The organism is Stenotrophomonas sp. AGC87 (assembly GCF_057333975.1).
Window position 1 is genome coordinate 35,125 of record NZ_JBHFHW010000012.1, and the last position, 19,107, is coordinate 54,231.

Below are 19,107 nucleotides of genomic sequence, written 5' to 3' on the forward strand. Positions count from 1 at the left end.
CAGACCGGCCGCCCATTGCGGGGGGCCGTGGGTCTGATGCGTAGCGCAGCCGACTGACGCGCGGCGCTATCGAAGTCTCACCTCAGTGCTTGGCCGGCGGCGCATTTTTCACGTAGGTGTCGAACCAGGCCAGCATTTCCGACACCAGCTGCTCATTGGATTCCAGCGCGGTGTACCAGTGCGGTTCGTGCGGCAGCATCACCAGGCGGGTGGTGCCCCCGTTGCCGCGGATCGCCTGGAACAGCTTGCGCGACTGGAACGGCTCGGTGCCCGGGTTGGCGTCATCCTCGCCGTGGACCAGCAGCAGCGGCAGCTTGATCTTGTCGGCGTAGAAGAACGGCGAGGCCTTCAGGTACACGTCCTGCGCCTGCCAGACCGAGCGGCGTTCGTTCTGGAACCCGAACGGGGTGAAGGTCTTGTTGTACGACCCACTGGTGGCGACACCGGCCTTGAACAGGTCGGTATGCGCGATCAGGTTGGCGGTCATCAGGCCACCATGGCTGTGCCCGGTGACACCAATCCGGTCGCGGTCGACCACGCCCAGGTCCACGGCCTTGTCCACCGCGGCCTTGGCATCGGCCTCAAGCTGTTCCAGATACGTGTTGTAGGCGGTTTTCGGGTCGCCGACGATCGGGAACGAGGCATTGTCGATGATCGCGTAGCCGGCCAGCAGCATCAGCCGGTACGGCGCCAGGCGGGTGAAGGTCTGCTGCGAACCGGACACCTGCCCCGCCTGCGCGGCGTTGGCGAAATCGGCCGGGTAGGCGTAGAGAATTGCCGGCACTCGCTGGCCTTCCTTGTAGCCCGGCGGGGTGTACAGGGTGAACGACAGGTCCACGCCATCGGCGCGTTTGTAGGTGACCAGGCGCTTCTTGATCTGGCGCACTTCCGGAGTGGGGTCGACCAAGTGGGTCAGTGCGGCCGGCCTGGACATGAACTGCGCTTCGCCCGGCTTGGCATCGGCGACGTCCTCGCCCAGCAGGCGCACGAACGCATTCGGCGCATCGGTCACCGACTGGTGCCAGGTGAGGAGGTGGCCCGGGAGGGCGCTGAAGCCGATGAACTGCTCGTAGGCATCAGCATCGCTGCGGAAAAGACGCTCCGTCTTCAGGCTGCGGAGACTGAGCGCATCCAGGAATGGACGATCGCCCTGCGGCGAAGCGCCCTGCCCGCGCAGGAAGACCGTGTTGCCTTCCTGACGCACCACGTAGGCGCCGTTGGGCAGGCGCTCGTATACGAAATTACCTGGATCCTCGTAGAGCTCATCGCTGGAAAGATCCCACAGCAGGCGACCTTCCAGCTTCGGGTTGTCCACGTTGACGATGCGGGTCTGGCGCCAGTGGCGGTTCTCGTCGTTCTCATCAAGGAAGGCAACGTCCGGCTGCGCGGTCCAGGCAAGGCCTTCGAAGCGCTGCGCGGTGCGGGCGATCTCGGTCGGCTTGGCGGTGAACGGGGCCTTGAGCATCAGCACGCGGTCGCGGTGCGGGACGGTGACTTTCCAATCGCCTTTGTCCAACGCTTCGGCATACACCAGCGTGGCCGGATCGGTGGCGCGCCAATCGAAATCACGCGGCCCCTCCGGCACGCCATGCACCGGCACGCGGTCGGCCAGCGGCAGGCTGGCAATCGGCGTGCTGCGGCCGCTGGCGATATCCACTACCGCCACGTCATTGGCGAAACGCTGGTAGGTCACCGCGTGCGAGAACGGCGCTTTGAGCGTCCTGGTGAGCACGTGCACACCATCCGGTGCGGCCCCGACGCTGTCCAGCAGCGCCGGTGCGCCGACGGTGCGCACCGTGTTGGAGGCAGTATCGACCACCGCCAGCTGCGATTGGCCGTAATAGGCGAACAGCGCTTCATCGTAGGCACTGGTCAGCGTATCGCGGGCTTCGTAGGTGCTGCTCTCGCCGGCAGTCCCCAGCGACTCCTGGATGTCCGGGCCGATCACCCCTTCGGCGCTTGGCGCCGGACCTTGCTTTGCGGGAACCAGCTTGACCAGCAACTGCTGGCTGCCACCGAGCCACTGCACGGTACTGCCGAAGATCGGATTGAGCGCTACGCTGGGCACCTGGCGGACCTGACCGGTGGCCGCATCGCCAACCCACAGCTGCACGCTGTCATCGACCACATTCTGGAACGCGAAGCGCTGGCCGTCGGCCGACCACATCGCCATGCCGGCACACCCGTTGGGCAGCGCCACCTTGGTAGAGCGGCCGCTGAGGGTCTCCACCACGGTGAAGTCACCGACGCACGGTGGAATGCCGTAACCACCCGGGGTGTCATGGCGGCTACGGTTCTTCGGCTCCAGGCGCACACCGGCCAGCTTCAGGTACGGCTGGGCGACACGGGTGATCGAAGGATAGGTCTGCGTGGTGGTCAGCAGCAGGCGCTGGCCGCTCGGGTCGACACTGGGTATCGGCGGCGGCGGTGCCTTGAGCACCTTGAGCAGGCTCTCCGGTGGTGTGGCGTAGCCACTGGCATGGGCGGGCATCGTGCCCAGCGTGGCGAAGGCTGTCACGGTGAACGCCGTGGACCAGAACGTACGAGCAAGCATGCGTGTCCCCTTGGATATGGTGGGAGCCGGAACGGCAGGGTCGTCGGTCGGCACGTCTCGAATCTAGCACTGCCGTCCTTCCCGAGGATGGGCCAGAAGAAATGGCCGGCGGCTTTTCACCTGATCCGGCAAAGCCTGCCGCAGGCGGCCATCGAGACCGGTATCGCGGTGCGGTACCCTTGTCGTTCCATTGCTTCCGGGTGCCGCTGTGCGAACCGTGCACGCCCTCCGTTATGTCACCCCGCTGCGCGAAGGCGGCTCCCTGCCCGCCGTGGGCGAGACCGACGACGACGGCATGGTGGTGCTCAAATTCCGCGGCGCCGGCCAGGGGCCAAAGGCGCTGATCGCCGAGCTGATCGCAGGTGAAATCGCCCGGACGCTCGGCCTGCCGATTCCGGAAATCCTGTTCGTCGAACTGGACCGCGAGTTCGCGCGGACCGAGCCGGACCCGGAGATCCAGGACCTGATCCGCGCCAGCGAAGGCCTGAACCTGGGCAGCGATTACCTGCCCGGCGCGATCAACTACGACCCGGCCGCGATGCAACCCGATGCCGAGCTGGCCTCGAAGATCGTGTGGTTCGATGCGTTCACCAGCAACGTCGACCGGACCGCGCGCAATCCCAATCTGATGGTGTGGCACCGCACGCTGTACCTGATCGACCATGGCGCAGCGATGTATTTCCATCACGACTGGGCCAGTGCTGGCGAGGCGTGCAAGAAGCCGTTCGTGCTGATCCGCGATCATGTACTGCTCCCCTTCGCCACGCAGATTGCCGCAGTCGATGCCGGGCTTGCGGTGATGCTGACCGATGCGGAGATCGAACGCATCGTCGGCCTGGTGCCGGACAGCTGGCTGGTGGACGAACCCGCGTTCGACAGCCCGGCCGCCTACCGCCAGGCCTATATCGATTACCTGCAACACCGCCTTCGCGTTCGCGCGGCCTTTGTACAGGAGGCCGTCCGTGCCCACACTGCACACGTATGACTATGCGGTGATCCGCGTGGTGCCCCGCGTGGAACGCGAGGAGTTCATCAACGTCGGCGTCATCGTCTCCTGCCCGGGCGCCAAGCACCTGGAAGCGGCGATCGAGCTGGACCTGGAGCGGCTGCGCGCCTTCGCGCCGGCCCTGGATATCGAAGGCCTGGAGCCGTGGCTGGATGCCATCGTGGCAATCTGCCGCGGCGACGCGAACGCAGGCCCCATCGCGCAGTTGCCCGCGCGTGCACGCTTCCATTTCCTCACCGCCAAGCGCAGCTCGGTGGTGCAGATGTCGAGCACGCACGTGGGGCGCACGGCGGATCCAGCCGGTGTGGTGGCGCACCTGATGCGGAAGATGGTGCGGGTACCGGCGTAGCTCACACCGGCCAGCGGCACCACGCGAACGGATAACCGTGCAGCCCCTGGGCCAACCCGGCGCGTATCGGGTTGGACAGGATGTCGGTAGCGCGCGCCAGCAGTTGACGCTCATCACACTGAGACTGCGCGTGACACCCGGGTTCCCAGATTCTGTCCTGGGTCGGATTGCGTTGCTTGAGCGCGTGCGCCGAGCGTGATTTCAGCGACCTGACCACGCTCGACAGGCGCTGTTTGTGGAGCCGGAACAGCCAATGCAGCCGGTCGGGCATAACGACCCAGGCCAGCGATTCCGTGCGTTTTTCAGCATCCGAGGCACGCAGCCAGCGCACGACCTCCTGCGCGTTGGCGGGATGGTTGAAGAAGGGAAAGTGATGGGTGGTGATGGCGGTGACGACGTAGCAGGCGTTTTGCAGCGAACATCGCCCGTCTGAAACAGATGAACTAGGCATCCGCCCATCATGGCAGTGGATGCCAGCTCACTTAAGCGGGAGAAAACACGCCCGCTTGTCAGAGTTTTGCGTGGGGCACTGTAGTCGCGCGACCAGACCGGGCACGACGCACCGCAGCCACGATGGCAGCGGGTAGCGGGGTTCGCCACCCTGCCCTCACCCCTTCGGCAGTGCGTAGGCGATCACGTAGTCCCCCGCCGGCGTCTCCATGAAGTGGTGGCCGCCGGCCATGATGACCACGTACTGGCGCCCAGCAAATTCATAGATCATCGGGTTGGCCTGGCCGCCCGCGGGAAGCTTGGCATGCCACAGTTCCTTGCCGGTCTTCAGGTCGATGGCGCGCAGCAGATCATCGGTGGCCGCCGCAATGAAGATCAGGCCACTGGCCGTCACGACCGAACCACCGTTGTTCGGCGTACCGATTTCGATCGGCAGGCCGGAGCGGATGCCGAACGGCCCATTGCCGCGCGCACTGCCGAACGGGCGGTCCCACAGGGTCTTGCCGGTACGCAGGTCGACGGCCCGGATACCACCGTACGGCGGCTCCTTGCACAGCAGCTTGGTGAACGGCAGGCGCCAACCGGCGTTGACATCGATGGCGTACGGCGTGCCCACCTGCGGATCACCGGCACCTTCCGCGCCGCCCTTGTCGGCCGTGACGTCCTCGCGCGGCAGCCAGCCCAGCTTGTCCGCCTTGGCGCGCGGCACCAGCCGGTTGTAGTTGGGCATATCGTTGTAGTTGGCCACGATCACGCCGCGGCGCGGATCCACGGCCACACTGCCCCAGTCCGAGCCACCGTTGTAGCCGGGATATTCGATGGAGTGACGGTCCGCGGTCGGCGGGGTGTAAAAGCCTTCGTAGCTGGCCTCGCGGAACTGGATACGGCACACCAGCTGATCGATCGGGGTCATGCCCCACATGTCGCGCTCGGTGAGGTCCGCCTTGCGGAGCGTGTGATACAGCGAGAACAGCTGGGTCGGCGAACGCTGTTCCGGCTCGACACCACCGGTGGGTACCTTGCGTTCCTCGGCCGCAGTCAGCAGCTTGCCGGTGCGGCGGTCGAGAATGTACAGGTCGCCCTGCTTGGTGGGCAGCAGCAGCGCCGGGACCTTGCCGGCGGCGGTCGGGTAGTCGATCAGGGTCGCCTGCGAGCCCATGTCGTAATCCCAGACATCCTTGCGCACCGCCTGGAAGTGCCAGGCTGGCTTGCCCGTATTGACGTCGATGGCGACCAATGAGGTGGCGTACGTGTTTTCGGCCTCGGTGCGCGAACCACTCCAGTAGTCACCGGCCGAGTTGCCCATCGGCAGGTAGACCAGGCCGAGTTCGTCGTCACCGGTCGCGGTGGTCCACATGTTCGGGGTGCCGCGGGTATAGGTCTCGCCGGCTGGCGGTGCGCCGTTGCGTTCCGGGCGGACCATGTCCCACGCCCAGCGCAGCTTGCCGGTAACGGCATCGTAGGCCTGGATCACGCCCGAGGGTGCGTCGCGGCGCTGGCCATCCAGCACCTGGTGGCCGGTCACGATCACGCCCTGCACGATCGCCGGCGGCGAGGTGATGGAGACATAGCCGGCGGGGCTGTCGCCCATGCCGACGGTGATGTCGACCTGACCGTTGTTGCCGAAGCCCGTGCACGGCTTGCCGGTCGCGGCGTCGACCGCGATCAGGCGGCCATCCAGGGTGCCTTCGATGATGCGGGTGGCGCAGGCGCCGCGCGGCACCTGGGTCAGCACCGGCACGCCACTGGGGACGGCAAGATCGGCGGCGACATCGTTCATCGCGGTGTCCTGCGCGGTAGCCGGCACTTCGTAGTAGGAGACGCCACGGCAGGCCGCGGTGTACGGAATGGACTTGTCCTTGACCTTGGGGTCGTAGCGCCAGCGCTCGGTGCCGTCAGCGGCATTGAGCGCGACCAGCTGGTTGCGGGCGGTGCACAGGTACAGGCTGTCGCCGACTTTCAGCGGCGTGGTTTCCGCGCCCCAGCGCTTCTCCGGCAGATCACCGGTGCGGAACAACCAGGCCTGCTCAAGCTTGCCCACGTTGTCCGGGGTGATCTGCTGCAGTGGCGAGAAGCGCGTGGCGGCATTGTTGCGGCCATAGGCGGCCCAGTCGCCATCGACCGGGCGGTCGGCCGGCTGCAGAGGCGCATCGGCGGTCGGTGTCAGGCCGGTGCTGGTCATCGGTTCGGGGAACGCGCCCTCGGCGGCCGTGACGCCGTGCGGCACGAAGGCCAGGGTGAAGGCGGCGACGAACACCAACGCGAGCACGCCGGCGATGCCGCGCGAGACCTTGCGCGAGACCGGACGATCCAGCGTCGGCAACAGCAGCGACAGCACGAAGCCGATGGCCACGATCAGGCCCAGCCGCGGCACCCAGCGCCAGTAATTGCTGCCCGACTCCCACCACGTCCACAACAACGTGCCGACGAACACCAGCGCGAACCACAGTGCGCCGCTATAACTGCCCCGCCACAGTTGAACGCCGGAGATCAACAGGCCGATACCGGCCAGCACGTAGTACCAGGAACCCCCGAGGCTGGCCAACCAGGCCCCGCCCGCGGTGAACACGATTCCCAGCAACAGAATGACAATTGCCAGCACAGCCACCAGCCAATGGCGGCGGTGGCGGGTCTGCGTCGTGGTGGACATCGGTCTCTCCTGAAGCGCGAAGATCGCCGACGTTGATGCCGGCCCCGCGGCTCTTATCCCACCGGGGTCGTGAACGTTGCGCGTTCTTTGCAACGAAAAACGCCGGCAGGTGCCGGCGTTCTTCGTGTGACTCCTGCTGGGTGGGCTTACGCCTCCGGCGGTGCCACCACCTGGCTGGCCTCGATGGCCGCCGGTGTCTCTTCTTCCACACCCTCGTCCAGCGAGGCATCCATGCGTTCAACGGCCTGGAGCTTCTCTTCCTTGGACAGACGGATCAGGGTCACGCCCTGGGTGTTGCGGCCGACGCGCGAGATCTCCGAACCACGGGTGCGCACCAGGGTGCCACCATCGGAAATCAGCAGCACTTCGTCGCGCGGCCCCATCAGCACCGCCCGCACCAGCTTGCCGTTGCGCTCGGTGGTCTGGATGCCGATCACGCCCTGCGTGCCACGGCCCTTGCGCGGGTAATCCGGCAGCGGGGTGCGCTTGCCGTAGCCGTTCTCGGTCGCGGTCAGGATGTACAGCGCGTTGTCATCGTCCGCCCCGTTCTCGATCACGGCATCGCCGCTGTCGATCACGGTCTCGTGGAGCTGGCTCTCATCCTCGTTCTCGTCTTCACTGCCGCCCGCACTCTCGGCCACGATCAGACTGACCACTTCCTCGCCCTTGGGCATCTTGATGCCGCGCACGCCGGTAGCGGTACGGCCCATCGAACGGACCTTGTCCTCACCGAAGCGCACGGTCTTGCCGTTGGAGGCGAACAGCAGGATGTCGCGCTCACCATCGGTCAGGCCGACGCCGACCAGCGCGTCCCCCTCATCGAGGTTGATCGCGATCTTGCCGCGTGCCAGACGGAAGGCGAACTCGCTGAGCGGGGTCTTCTTGACGGTGCCGTTGCGGGTGGCGAAGAACACGAACTGGCCTTCGGCATACTCGCGGACCGGCAGCACGGCCTGCACCCGCTCACCGGCTTCCAGCGGAATCCAGTTGATGATCGGGCGGCCACGAGCGTTGGAGCCGGCTTCCGGCAGCTGATGCACCGGCAGCCAGAACACCTTGCCTGCGCTGGTGAAGGTCAGCAGCGTATCGTGCGTGTTGACCAGCCACAGCTGTTCGATGAAATCCTCTTCCTTGGTCGACGCGGCGCTGCGGCCACGGCCACCGCGGCGCTGGGCCCGGTAGGCACTGACCGGCTGGCGCTTGGCATAGCCGGCGTGCGACAGGGTGACCACCACGTCTTCCGGGGCGATCAGGTCGAGGATGTCCAGGTCTTCTTCGCTGTGGCGGATCTCGGTGCGGCGTTCGTCACCGAACTCGGTACGCACGTTGATCAGCTCTTCGCGGATGACCTGCAGCAGACGGTCGGGATCTTCCAGGATTTCGATCAGCCCGGCGATCACTTCCAGCAGCTGCTTGTACTCATCCGTCAGGCGGTCCTGCTCCAGCCCGGTCAGGCGGTGCAGGCGCATTTCCAGGATCTGGGTCGCCTGGATCTCGGTCAGCTGGTAGCCGCCCTCGAGCAGGCCCACACCCTTGGGCAGATCATCCGGACGCGACGCTTCGGCACCGGCGGCGCCCAGCATCGAGCCGACCAGGCCCGGCTCCCACAGGCGGGCGAGCATGCGTTCGCGCGCTTCGGTGGGGTTCGGCGAGGTCTTGATCAGTTCGATCATCTCGTCGATGTTGGCCAGCGCGACGGTCAGGCCTTCCAGCACGTGCGCACGGGCACGCGCCTTGCGCAGCTCGAACACGGTGCGGCGGGTGACCACTTCGCGGCGGTGACGCACGAAGGCCTCGAGCATCTGCTTGAGGTTCATCAACTGCGGGCGGCCATCCACCAGCGCCACCATGTTGATGCCGAACACCGACTCCATCTGGGTCTGCTGGTAGAGGTTGTTCAACACCACTTCCGCCGACTCGCCACGCTTGATCTCGATGAAGATGCGCATGCCGTCCTTGTCGGACTCATCGCGCAGTTCACTGATGCCTTCGAGCTTCTTTTCCTTGACCAGCTCGGCGATCTTCTCGATCAACCGGGCCTTGTTCACCTGGTACGGGATCTCGGTGACGATGATCGATTCGCGGCCGTTGTCAGCCACTTCGACCTCGGCCTTGGCGCGAATGCGCACACGGCCACGACCGGTCCGGTACCCGGCAACGATGCCGGCGGTGCCGTTGATGATGCCTGCGGTCGGGAAGTCCGGGCCCGGGATGAACTCCATCAGGCCATCGACGTCGATCTCGGGATTGTCGATCAGCGCGATGCAGGCGTTGATCGATTCGGTCAGGTTGTGCGGCGGGATGTTGGTCGCCATGCCCACCGCGATACCGGCCGAACCATTGACCAGCAGGTTCGGGAACCGGGTCGGCATGACCGTCGGCTCCAGTTCCTTCTCGTCGTAGTTGGGCTGGAAATCGACCGTTTCCTTCTCGATGTCCGCCATCAGCTCATGGGTGAGCTTGGACATGCGGGCTTCGGTGTATCGCATTGCGGCGGCGGAGTCGCCGTCGACCGAACCGAAGTTACCCTGGCCATCGACCAGCATGTAACGCAACGAGAACGGCTGCGCCAGACGCACCAGCGTGTCGTACACCGACTGATCGCCATGCGGGTGGTACTTACCGATGACGTCACCGACGATACGCGCCGACTTGAAGTAAGGCTTGTTGGCGTGCGCGTTGAGTTCACTCATCGCGAACAGCACGCGGCGATGCACCGGCTTGAGGCCATCGCGCGCATCCGGGAGTGCGCGCCCCACGATCACGCTCATCGCGTAATCGAGGTAACTCTTGCGCATCTCGTCTTCCAGGTTGACCTGGATGATTTCCTTGGCGGTTTCTGCCATTCGGGTTCCGTTGTCTGGTAGCGGTCCAGTCCGTCACGACCGCCCTTTCGGGGCGGTTGCGCCGGAATCTCGATTAACCGTTGGATTCTACCACAGCGGGCCATTTTCCGCCCGCTTTTACGGGGGTTTTACCGGCAAGAATCAGGAACTTACAGGGGCGTTGCCGGCCAGCGGCCGGCACGGCCGCGGGTATCCGGCGGGGAGCCCCTGGGCAGGGGGCCGCCGCAACGCGCCAGTGCCGCGGCTTATCCGAATGCAGCCTGCATATTGGCCACGGTCGGGTTCAGGATCACCCCGCGTTCGGTCACGATGGCATCGATCAGGCTGCCCGGGGTGACATCGAACACCGGGTTCCAGGCGGCGATGCCCTCGGCCACGGTGCGGGTGCCCCCCACGCCGTACAGCTCGCCCGGGTCGCGCTGCTCGATCTCGATCTGCTCGCCGTCGGCGGTGTCCATGTCCACCGTGGAGGACGGCGCCACCACCATGAACTTCACGCCGTGGTGGCGGGCGGCGATGGCCAGCTGGTAGGTGCCGATCTTGTTGGCGGTATCCCCGTTGGCGCAGATGCGGTCGGCGCCGACGATCACCCACTGCACCGCGCCGGTCTTCATCAGGTGCGAGGCGGCGGAATCGGCGATCAGGGTGGCATCGATGCCATCCTGCTGCAGCTCCCACACGGTCAGGCGCGCGCCCTGCAGCCACGGCCGGGTTTCGCCGGCGAAGACCTTGGCGATGCGGTGCTGGGCCATGCCGGCACGGATCACGCCCAGCGCGGTACCGAAGCCGGCGGTGGCCAGCGAGCCGGTGTTGCAATGGGTCAGCACGCCGCTGCCAGCCTCGATCAAGCCAGCGCCCAGCGCGCCCATGTGACGGTTTGCAGCCAGGTCCTCCTCGGCGATCGCCTGCGCCTCGGCGGCCAGCACCTGCTGCCAGTCGGCACCGGCCGGGGCCAGCGCGCGGCGCATCCGGGCCAGCGCCCAGGCCAGATTCACGGCGGTCGGGCGGGAGGCATTGAGGCGCTGCAGCGCCGGTTCCAGCTTCAGCAGCGCCTGGGCACCATCATCGGCCTGCACCTCGTTGGCCGCCAGCACCACACCCCAGGCGGCCGCAATGCCGATGGCCGGCGCGCCGCGCACGGTCAGCGCGTGGATGGCCTCGGCGACCGCGTCGCTATCGCGGCACTCCACGTGCTCGACAATGAACGGCAGTTTGCGCTGGTCGAGCAGCTGCAGGCTCTCGCCGGTCCACAGGATCGGGCGGATATGGTCGTAACGGGCGTAATCGATATCGGTGGATGCGTTCATCGGCCCATTGTAGCGGCGCGCCGATGCCGGCGGAATCGCGTGCTCAGTTGACCGCGAACTCGGCGCGGCAGCCCTTGTCCACCCAGACCCCGCGGCTGTCCCAGCCCCAGCTGCTGCCCTGCTCGCAGGGCGTGCCGGAGAGCTGCTTGTTGAGCGTGGCACCGTGGGTGATCCCGGCACCACAGAAGCGGCGCTGACGGGATTTGGATTCGCAGACCAGCAGGCGCGGCACGTTGAGGAAGCCACTGCCATCGGCAGCACCCACCTCGAACTCGCCCTGGCAACCGCGGGTCACCCAGATCTCGTTGCGGCGGTAGCCCCAGCTGTGGCCTTCGCGGCACGGCAGCGAGGTGAGCTGGCGAAGCAGACGCACCGGCGCACCCTGCAACACCACCGGACAGCTCTGCGGGCGGCCATTGGATTCGCAGCGCACGACGCGGCGCGTGCGACGCTCTCCATCGGCGCGGGTGGCGGCAACGGCCGTGCGTGCGCGGAACTCGGCGCGGCAGCCCAGGGTGACCCAGACGCCGGAACGATCGGTGCCCCACTCCGAGCCACGCACACAACTGTTGTCGGAAAGCTGGCGGATCAGATCCACGCCGCGCTCGGTGGGAATATCGCAGTGCACCCATCCCATATCGCGCGATTCGCAGCGCACCACTTCGCCGGCATAGCCGCCCGCCTGCGCGAGGGCCGTCTCCGGCATCAGCGCAGTCCACAGCAACACCGGCCACAAGGGCATGCCCGCGCCTACCAACAGCTTCATCAACTCGATCCCTGCCACGCCTGAACGATCACCTGACCACCTTCGGACATCCGGTGTGATCAGAGCATCATCATGCAGGCCGCGCAAGACGCGAATGCGTCAGAACGCCTCAGGCGTGGGCGAAATCGAAGGCCAGTACATCGGCGATCCGGCCGGTGCGGTTCATCGCCATCAACAGGCGGTCCACGCCAACCGCGACACCCGCGCAATCGGGCAGGTCCGGCAGCGCCGCGAGCAGGTGTTCATCCAGCGGCGGCAGCACGTCGCCACGTGCGGTGCGTATCGCATGGTCGCGCTCGAAGCGCGCGCGTTGTTCAGCCGCATCGTTCAGCTCGTGATAGCCGTTGGCCAACTCCACGCTGCCCAGGTACAGCTCGAAACGCTCCGCCAACGCGGGCGTGCCGGGGCGGATCCTCGCCAGTGCTGCCTGGGTCGCGGGCCAGTCATGCACGACCGTCATGGTGTCGTCACGGAAGTGCGGCTGGATACAGTGGGTCATCAGCAGATCGAGCCAATCGTCGCGGGTGAGCCCATCGGCATCGATGCGGATCTCGGCCAGCGGCGCCTGCAGTTCTTCCAGGCTGGCCTGGAACGGGTCCAGCCCGATGTGCCGCTGGTAGAGACCGCGGTAATCGATCACCTCCACCGTGGCCTCGCGCTGGACCAGCTGCAGCGCGGCGCGCACCAGCTCGGCGGTCTCGCCCATCAAGCGGCGGTGATCCCAGCCGACCCGATACCACTCCAGCATGGTGAACTCGGGGTTGTGGCGGCCACCGGCCTCGCCATTACGGAACACGCGGCCGAGTTCGTAACAGTCCCCCACCCCGGCGGCGAGCAGCCGCTTGAGGGGAAACTCCGGCGAGGTGCGTAGCCAGCGTTGCGGCGTGCCTGCATCCACGTGCCCACTGAAGCGGGTGTGGAAGCTGTCGATGTTCGGCTCGGTATTGCCGGCGGCGGAGAGGATCGGCGTTTCCACCTCCAGCACATCGCGCGCGGCGAAGAAGCTGCGGATCAGCGCGTTGAGCGCGGCACGCTGGCGCAGCGCGGCGATCATGCGCGCGCGTCCTTCAGGCGCTGGGCCAACGGCAGCGTCAGCAGATCGCGGGTGTCATCCACATAGCCGGTGGCCAGGTACAACCGGCGCGCCAGTTCGTTGTGGTGGTTCACTTCCAGCCGCATCCGCTCCACGCCCCGTGCATTGGCACGCTGCTCCAGAATCGCCAGCGCCTGCTTGCCGCGCCCGCGCCCGCGCGCGGCATGGGCCAGGTAGAGCTCGTCCAGCAGCGCGAAGTGACCGCCCTGCTCCAGGCTGAAGCCCATCGCCAGCGCACCGTAGCCCACCACCGCGCCTGCCTCGTCCAGCCACAACAACACTTCGCCATTGCGCGGATCTTCCAGCAGCGCGGCCAAGGCAGTGCGCACGCGGGTGTCGTCGAAATCGAGCTTGTCTTCGGCGTAGAAATCGCGCATCAGCCCGATCAACAACGCGGTGTCAGCCACGGTGGCCAGGCGGAATTCAAGGGGAATGGTCTGCATGCAATCTCTCTTGTTCAATACTTCGCGAGGAAAGCGACCAGCTGGTCTTCGTCCCAGACCGGCACGCCCAGTTCCTGTGCTTTGGTCAGCTTGGACCCGGCCTCGGCACCCGCCACCACGAACGAGGTCTTCTTGGACACACTGCCGGCCACCTTGGCACCCAGTGCTTCCAGGCGCGCCTTGGCCTCATCGCGATTCATCTGCGACAGCGTGCCGGTCAGCACAGCGGTCTGGCCCTCCAGCGGACCTGCGGCCTGCTCGGCCTGTTCCGGCGCCAGCGCCAACAGCTTCTGGCGGTACTCCTCGGCCTTGAGCAGCATCGGCCCGTGACCCTCGCTGTCCAGCCAGTCGGCCAGGCCCATGGCCACCTCATTGGGCAGGCCGGCGGCCACGAAGCGCACCGGCTCGGCATCCAGCACCGAGGCAGCGTCCGGCAGCATGGCGACCAGCTTCTCGGCGCGCAGGCGGGTGATGCCCGGAATCTCCGCCTCGACCAGCAACTGCGCGAAATCCAGACCCTCGCGCAGCTTGGCGATCGGCGGGTGCACATCGCTGATGCGCACCTGACCGACCTGCAGCAGGGCATCGATCGCCTCCTGGTTGCCGGCCTGCTCGAAGAAGTGGCCGAGCGAGCGCGCGACTTCACCGCCGATGTCCGGCACGCGCTTGAACAGCGGCCACGGCAGGTGGCGGATCAGCTCCAGATCGCCGAACCAGATCGCCAGGGCCTTGGCGGTGCTTTCACCGACATGCTCGATGCCCAGCGCGAACAACAGGCGCTCCAGCGTGGTGGTGCGGCTGGCGTCGATGGCGGCGATCAGGTTGTCGGCCCACTTGGTCGCGATCTTCTTCGTGTTCCAGGTGAACGTGGTCGGCATCGCCAGCGCCTGCGCGCGCCATCCCTCATTGCTGCCATCCAGCTTGAGCAGACCGCGCAGATAGTCGCCGCTGCCTTCCGGCGGCAGATGCAGGCCGATCTGACTGGCCAGCGCCTCGGGTGACTCGGCATCCAGCACCAGCTTGAGCTGCAGCAGTTGATCGCGCTGCAGGCGGTAAAGATCGGCCACGCCGCGCACGATGCCGGCATCCACCAGCGTCTCGATGTACTTGCCGCCCAATCCGTCGATATCCATCGCACGGCGCGAGGCGAAGTGCGCGATGGCTTCCTTGCGCTGCGCCGGGCAGCTCAACTCACCCGAGCAGCGCCAGGCGGCCTCGCCCTCTTCGCGGACGATCTCCGAACCGCACACCGGGCACTGCGAGGGCATCTGCCACGGCGTGGTACCGGCGGGGCGACGATCGGCGATGACGCTGACCACTTCCGGGATCACATCACCGGCGCGGCGCACGATCACCGTATCGCCCACGCGGACATCCAGACGCGCGATCTGATCGGCGTTGTGCAGCGTCGCGTTGGACACGATCACGCCGGCCACGGCCACCGGTGCCAGCCGCGCCACCGGGGTCGCCGCGCCGGTGCGACCGATCTGGATCTCGATCGCCTCCACCGTGGTGGTCTGCTCCTGTGCCGGGAATTTGTGCGCGATCGCCCAGCGCGGGGCACGCGCGACGAAGCCCATCTGTTCCTGGCCGGCACGGTCATCGAGCTTGTAGACCACCCCGTCGATATCGAAGGCCAGGCCATCGCGGCGCTCGCCGATATCACGGTAATAGGCGAGCAGGCCGTCCGCGCCTTCCACCACCTGGCACAGGTCGCTGACCGGGAAGCCCCATGCACGCAGCTGGGCCAACGTGGCCGAGTGGGTGGGCGGCAGTTCACCGCCGTCGACCTGGCCGATGCCATAGGCGTAGAAACTGAGCTTGCGCTTGGCGCTCATCTTCGGATCCAGCTGGCGCAGCGAGCCGGCCGCGGCATTGCGCGGATTGGCCAGCACCTTGCCGTCATGCAGCCGGGCATCGGCGTTGTAGGCCTCGAAATCAGCGCGGGCCATGTAGACCTCGCCGCGTACTTCCAACACCTCAGGCCAGCCCTCGCCTTTGAGCACCTGCGGGATCACGCTGATCTGGCGCAGATTGGCACTGACATCCTCACCGGTGGCGCCATCACCCCGGGTTGCGCCCTGGACGAAGCGGCCATTCTCGTAGCGCAGGCTGATCGCCAAACCGTCGAGTTTGGGTTCGGCGGAAAAATGCAGCGTACTGCGGCGCAGGCGCTCGCCGATGCGGCGCACGAAATCCTGGACTTCCTCATCGCTGAAGGCGTTGCCCAGCGACAGCATCGGCACCGCATGGCGGACCTCGGCGAAGCGCGAGGAGGCCTTGCCACCGACCTGCCGGGTCGGAGAGTCGGCGCGGCCGAGTTCCGGGTGCGCCTGCTCGATCGCTTCCAGCTCACGCACCAGCCGGTCGTACTCGACGTCGGGAATCAACTGCTCGTCGCGCTCGTGGTATGCCTTGCCGGCATCCTCGATCTGGCGGCGCAGGACGTCGGCACGTGCGGCGGGGCTGGGGGTCATGCGGAAGGCGATCCTGGTGGGGCATTCAATTTTACCCCTCCCCCCGCTCCTGCGCGCAGTGAAGAACGCTTGCCGCCACTTCGCAGTGGCGCTAGGTTGCGCGGAACCCCTCTTTGCCGGTGCGCCGTGACCCCTGCCCTTGCCACTTCCCGTCGCTCGTTTCTGCAACTGGCCGGTACCGGCCTGGCGTTGTCCGGCCTGGGCGCACTGCCTGCATCGGCGGCGCCGTCGCGCGCACTCTCCGCCAGCGCAGGACCGGTGCTGCTGAACTTCAACGAATGCCCCTATGGGCCATCGCCCGCCGCGCAGGCCGCAGCACGCGACATCGTCGCCGGCAGCGGGCGGTATCTGTTTGCTCTGGCCGGCGAGCTGCGCGACCTGTTCGCCCAGCAGGAAGGCATCGGCAAGGATCACGTGCGGCTGTATCCGGGCTCCAGCGAGCCCTTGAACCGGGCTGCCGTGTTGTGGACCTCCGCGACCGCCGGGCTGGTCGTGGCCGATCCCACCTTCGAGGCGCTGGGCGATCTTGCCGCTGCGCGTGGGGCCACCGTGGCCAAGGTGCCGCTGCGCGCCGACGGGGCACACGACGTGCGTGCGATGGCGGCGGCGGCGGCGAAGGTCAATGCCGGCCTGCTGTACCTGTGCAACCCCAACAATCCCACCGGCTCGATCACCCCGGCGGCCGACATCGCCTGGCTGCTGGCCAACAAGCCTGCGCAGACCCGGGTGCTGGTCGATGAGGCCTACCTGCAGTACAGCGAACAACGCTCGGTGATCGCCCAGGTGATGCAGCGCGATGACGTGATCGTGCTGCGCACCTTCTCCAAGCTCTACGGCATGGCCGGCCTGCGCCTGGGCGTGGCGGCTGCGCATCCGGATCGGCTGAAGGAACTGGCCAGCCTGGGCGACAACCCGTTGCCGGTCACGGCGGTGGCCGCCGGCCTGGCGAGCCTGCGCGATCCCGGGTTGATTGCACAGCGCAACGCGGAGAATGCCGTGGTGCGGCAGCAGACCATCGGCTGGCTGGGCAAGCACGGTTTTACCTGCGTGCCTTCCGAAGCGAACTGTTTCGTGGTCGATGTGCAGCGTGACGGCGCAGCGTTTTCCGCAGCGATGGCCGAGCGCGGCGTGGTCATCGGCCGCAGCTGGCCGATCTGGCCCCGGCGGGTGCGGGTAACCGTCGGCACCGAGGCCGAGATGGCGCGATTCCGTGAGGCGTTCGAGGCGGTGGTCAGCCGCAACGGGTAAATGGAGAGCCGACCGTTGGTCGGCTCTGCTTGATCACCAGCGCGGCGCTTTCGTCAGCGGCGGGGCCTGGTGCTGGCGGTCGTAGGCACGCAGTTCGTCGCGGATGTGCGCGATGCGCTGGCGGCCCAGGGCGTTGCGGCTGTCATCAAGCACCACGCCATCGAGCAGTTCGCCCATGCGCTGCACGGTCGGCAGCATCTTTTCCCAGGCGTCCAGCGCGGTCAGCGGCGCCGGCAGGGTCAGGAAGAAGGCGATCGCCGGCGTTTCCATCTCGCGGATGTTGGCCATGTCGAAACTGCCCGGCTTCATGATGCTGGCCATCGAGAAGATCGGGCCGCGCTCAGGATGGCCTTCGACCAGACGGTGGAAGACATTCATGTGGCCGAACACCAGGCCGGTCTTTTCCGCGGCGACGACGATGTCTTCGCCACGCAGCTGCTCACCGGCACGGGCGGCCACGAACAGCGAGACGATCTTGTCGAAATCCTGGGTGGTGCGCTTGCCAAGGTCACTGGCCGGACCGGCATCCACCTCGGGCAGGCCGAGCTCGGGCTGGGTCACGCCGTCTTCGCCCATCACGGGCGCAGCGCCATCGGCCGGGGTCTCGCCCTCGCCCAGTACGGGCTCGCGGCGCTGGCCGTTGGTGCCTTCAGCACCCTCGACGCGACGCCCCTGCACTTTCTTTTTCGGACGGCCAAACAGGAAGATCGCAGCGATCAACAGCAGGCCGGCGGCCAGGATGCCGATGCGGAGCAGTGCCATGTCGGACATTCGGGAGGTTCTCCGGCTAAATCATTCAGGTACTTAAGGATGGCACGTCACGCCGCGCCCGCCAATCGTGCGGCTTCCTCCAGGTCGACACTGACCAGTCGGCTGACGCCCGGTTCGCGCATGGTCACGCCGGAAAGCTGGTGCGCTGCCTCCATCGTGGCCTTGTTGTGGCTCACAAACAGGAACTGAACCTTCTCGCTCATTTCCTTGACCATGTTGGCCAGGCGGCCGACGTTGGCTTCGTCCAGTGGCGCGTCCACCTCGTCCAGCAGGCAGAACGGCGCCGGGTTGAGCTGGAAGATCGCAAACACCAGCGCCACCGCGGTCATCGCCTTCTCGCCACCGGACAGCAGCGAGATGCTCGATACCCGCTTGCCCGGCGGCCGCGCCATGATCGCAACACCGGTGTCGAGCAGATCTTCACCTGTCAGTTCCAGATACGCGTGGCCACCGCCGAACAGGCGCGGATACAGCTGCTGCACGCCGGCGTTGACGCGGTCGAAGGTGTCCTTGAAGCGGCCGCGGGTCTCGCGGTCGATCTTGCGGATCGCGTCTTCCAGGGTTTCCAGCGCGGTGGTGAGGTCGGTGTTCTGCGCGTCCAGATACTCCGAACGCTGCGAGGCCTCGCCGTACTCCTGGATGGCAGCCAGGTTCACCGGCTCCAGACGGCGCATGCGGCCGTCGATCTGATGGACCGTCTGCTCCCAGTCGGTGATGCGCGCATCCTCGGGCAGGCCGTTGATCACGTCCTGCAGCACGAACCCGGCTTTCTCCACCGAGGCCGACAACTGGTCGGCGCTGAGCACCAGCGCCTGCTGGTCCAGCTTGCGCTGGGAAATCCGCTCGCGCTGTGCGAGCGCCTGTTCGTCGCGCTGATGGCGGGTCTGTTCGAAGGTGCGCAGCTCGGCATCGATGCCATCCAGCAGCGTACGGGCCTCACCGAGCACGCGGTCTGCACGCACGCGCTCGCCGAGCGCGTTCTGGTGTTCGGCCTCCAGCGTCTTGACCGGTGAATCGCCCTCATCGAGCTGCGAGTGCAGTTCGCCCAGGCGCGTATCCAGCTGCCCGCGCTGCGTGCTCATCCGCTCCAGTGCCTGGCTCAGCGAGGCGATCTGTGCCCGTTGTGATTCCAGGGTCAGTGCCAGCG

At 66.7% G+C, this 19,107-nt stretch carries 14 protein-coding genes; 3 read left to right on the top strand and 11 right to left on the bottom strand.

Features of this window, described 5'->3' with window-relative positions:
* Positions 1-82: 82 nt before the first annotated feature.
* Positions 83-2,554, bottom strand: a complete 2,472-nt coding sequence (locus tag ACE026_RS05900) for an alpha/beta hydrolase family protein (RefSeq protein ID WP_486038325.1) — start codon at positions 2,552-2,554, stop codon at positions 83-85.
* 208 nt (positions 2,555-2,762) lie between these two features.
* Here ACE026_RS05900 and ACE026_RS05905 point away from each other — a divergent pair, with 208 nt between their 5' ends.
* Together ACE026_RS05905 and ACE026_RS05910 are read left to right on the top strand one after the other, a co-directional pair.
* A complete protein-coding gene (locus tag ACE026_RS05905) occupies positions 2,763-3,539 on the top strand; it encodes a HipA family kinase (protein WP_486038326.1) in 777 nt (258 codons plus the stop codon).
* Positions 3,517-3,909 (top strand): DUF3037 domain-containing protein, encoded by a 393-nt coding sequence (locus ACE026_RS05910; protein ID WP_486038327.1) that lies wholly within the window; start codon positions 3,517-3,519, stop codon positions 3,907-3,909. The genes ACE026_RS05905 and ACE026_RS05910 overlap by 23 nt, the downstream gene beginning before the upstream one ends.
* Before the next feature lies 1 nt (position 3,910).
* On the opposite strand, the gene ACE026_RS05915 is transcribed toward ACE026_RS05910, so the two are convergent.
* The 8 genes from ACE026_RS05915 to ligA all read right to left on the bottom strand — a co-directional run bounded on the left by ACE026_RS05915 (position 3,911) and on the right by ligA (position 15,941).
* Positions 3,911-4,360, bottom strand: a complete 450-nt coding sequence (locus ACE026_RS05915) for an REP-associated tyrosine transposase (protein ID WP_486038328.1) — start codon at positions 4,358-4,360, stop codon at positions 3,911-3,913.
* Between the two features lie 156 nt (positions 4,361-4,516).
* Positions 4,517-7,009 carry a membrane-bound PQQ-dependent dehydrogenase, glucose/quinate/shikimate family gene (locus tag ACE026_RS05920; protein ID WP_486038329.1) on the bottom strand — a complete coding sequence of 831 codons (2,493 nt, stop codon included), beginning with the start codon at positions 7,007-7,009 and terminating at the stop codon, positions 4,517-4,519.
* A 146-nt stretch (positions 7,010-7,155) separates the two neighbouring features.
* Complete coding sequence (gene gyrA / locus ACE026_RS05925) at positions 7,156-9,855, bottom strand: DNA gyrase subunit A (protein ID WP_486038330.1); 2,700 nt, start codon at positions 9,853-9,855, stop codon at positions 7,156-7,158.
* Positions 9,856-10,100: 245 nt separating this feature from the next.
* A complete protein-coding gene (gene mtnA, locus ACE026_RS05930; RefSeq protein WP_486038331.1) occupies positions 10,101-11,162 on the bottom strand; it encodes an S-methyl-5-thioribose-1-phosphate isomerase in 1,062 nt (353 codons plus the stop codon).
* Between the two features lie 43 nt (positions 11,163-11,205).
* On the bottom strand, positions 11,206-11,928 hold the full coding sequence (locus tag ACE026_RS05935; protein WP_486038332.1) for a DUF3011 domain-containing protein: 723 nt from the start codon (positions 11,926-11,928) through the stop codon (positions 11,206-11,208).
* A 109-nt stretch (positions 11,929-12,037) separates the two neighbouring features.
* Positions 12,038-12,982, bottom strand: coding sequence for an EF-P lysine aminoacylase EpmA (gene epmA / locus ACE026_RS05940; protein ID WP_486038333.1), 945 nt, complete (start codon positions 12,980-12,982; stop codon positions 12,038-12,040).
* A complete protein-coding gene (locus ACE026_RS05945; protein WP_486038334.1) occupies positions 12,979-13,464 on the bottom strand; it encodes a GNAT family N-acetyltransferase in 486 nt (161 codons plus the stop codon). The genes epmA and ACE026_RS05945 overlap by 4 nt, the downstream gene beginning before the upstream one ends.
* Positions 13,465-13,478: 14 nt before the next feature.
* The gene (ligA, locus tag ACE026_RS05950; RefSeq protein ID WP_486038335.1) at positions 13,479-15,941 is read right to left on the bottom strand and encodes an NAD-dependent DNA ligase LigA; all 2,463 of its coding nucleotides are present in this window, start codon (positions 15,939-15,941) and stop codon (positions 13,479-13,481) included.
* A gap of 126 nt (positions 15,942-16,067) precedes the next feature.
* Between ligA and ACE026_RS05955 the strand changes: the two genes are divergently transcribed.
* On the top strand, positions 16,068-17,189 hold the full coding sequence (locus ACE026_RS05955) for a pyridoxal phosphate-dependent aminotransferase (RefSeq protein ID WP_486038336.1): 1,122 nt from the start codon (positions 16,068-16,070) through the stop codon (positions 17,187-17,189).
* 33 nt (positions 17,190-17,222) lie between these two features.
* Here the strand turns inward: ACE026_RS05955 and zipA are convergent, their stop codons facing one another.
* Both zipA and ACE026_RS05965 read right to left on the bottom strand, forming a co-directional pair.
* Entirely contained in the window at positions 17,223-17,960 is a 738-nt protein-coding gene (gene zipA / locus ACE026_RS05960) for a cell division protein ZipA (RefSeq protein ID WP_486038337.1), read from the bottom strand.
* Positions 17,961-18,007: 47 nt separating this feature from the next.
* A partial coding sequence (locus ACE026_RS05965) for a chromosome segregation SMC family protein (RefSeq protein ID WP_486038338.1) occupies positions 18,008-19,107 on the bottom strand: 1,100 nt, incomplete at its 5' end.

Bases quoted from the DNA above. Each gene is read 5' to 3' on its own strand.
- ACE026_RS05915 (WP_486038328.1), bottom strand. From the start codon at position 4,360: ATGCCTAGTTCATCTGTTTCAGACGGGCGATGTTCGCTGCAAAACGCC.
- gyrA (WP_486038330.1), bottom strand. From the start codon at position 9,855: ATGGCAGAAACCGCCAAGGAAATCATCCAGGTCAACCTGGAAGACGAG.
- epmA (WP_486038333.1), bottom strand. From the start codon at position 12,982: ATGATCGCCGCGCTGCGCCAGCGTGCCGCGCTCAACGCGCTGATCCGC.
- ACE026_RS05920 (WP_486038329.1), bottom strand. From the start codon at position 7,009: ATGTCCACCACGACGCAGACCCGCCACCGCCGCCATTGGCTGGTGGCT.
- ACE026_RS05935 (WP_486038332.1), bottom strand. From the start codon at position 11,928: ATGAAGCTGTTGGTAGGCGCGGGCATGCCCTTGTGGCCGGTGTTGCTG.
- ACE026_RS05900 (WP_486038325.1), bottom strand. From the start codon at position 2,554: ATGCTTGCTCGTACGTTCTGGTCCACGGCGTTCACCGTGACAGCCTTC.
- ACE026_RS05945 (WP_486038334.1), bottom strand. From the start codon at position 13,464: ATGCAGACCATTCCCCTTGAATTCCGCCTGGCCACCGTGGCTGACACC.
- mtnA (WP_486038331.1), bottom strand. From the start codon at position 11,162: ATGAACGCATCCACCGATATCGATTACGCCCGTTACGACCATATCCGC.
- ligA (WP_486038335.1), bottom strand. From the start codon at position 15,941: ATGACCCCCAGCCCCGCCGCACGTGCCGACGTCCTGCGCCGCCAGATC.
- zipA (WP_486038337.1), bottom strand. From the start codon at position 17,960: ATGTCCGACATGGCACTGCTCCGCATCGGCATCCTGGCCGCCGGCCTG.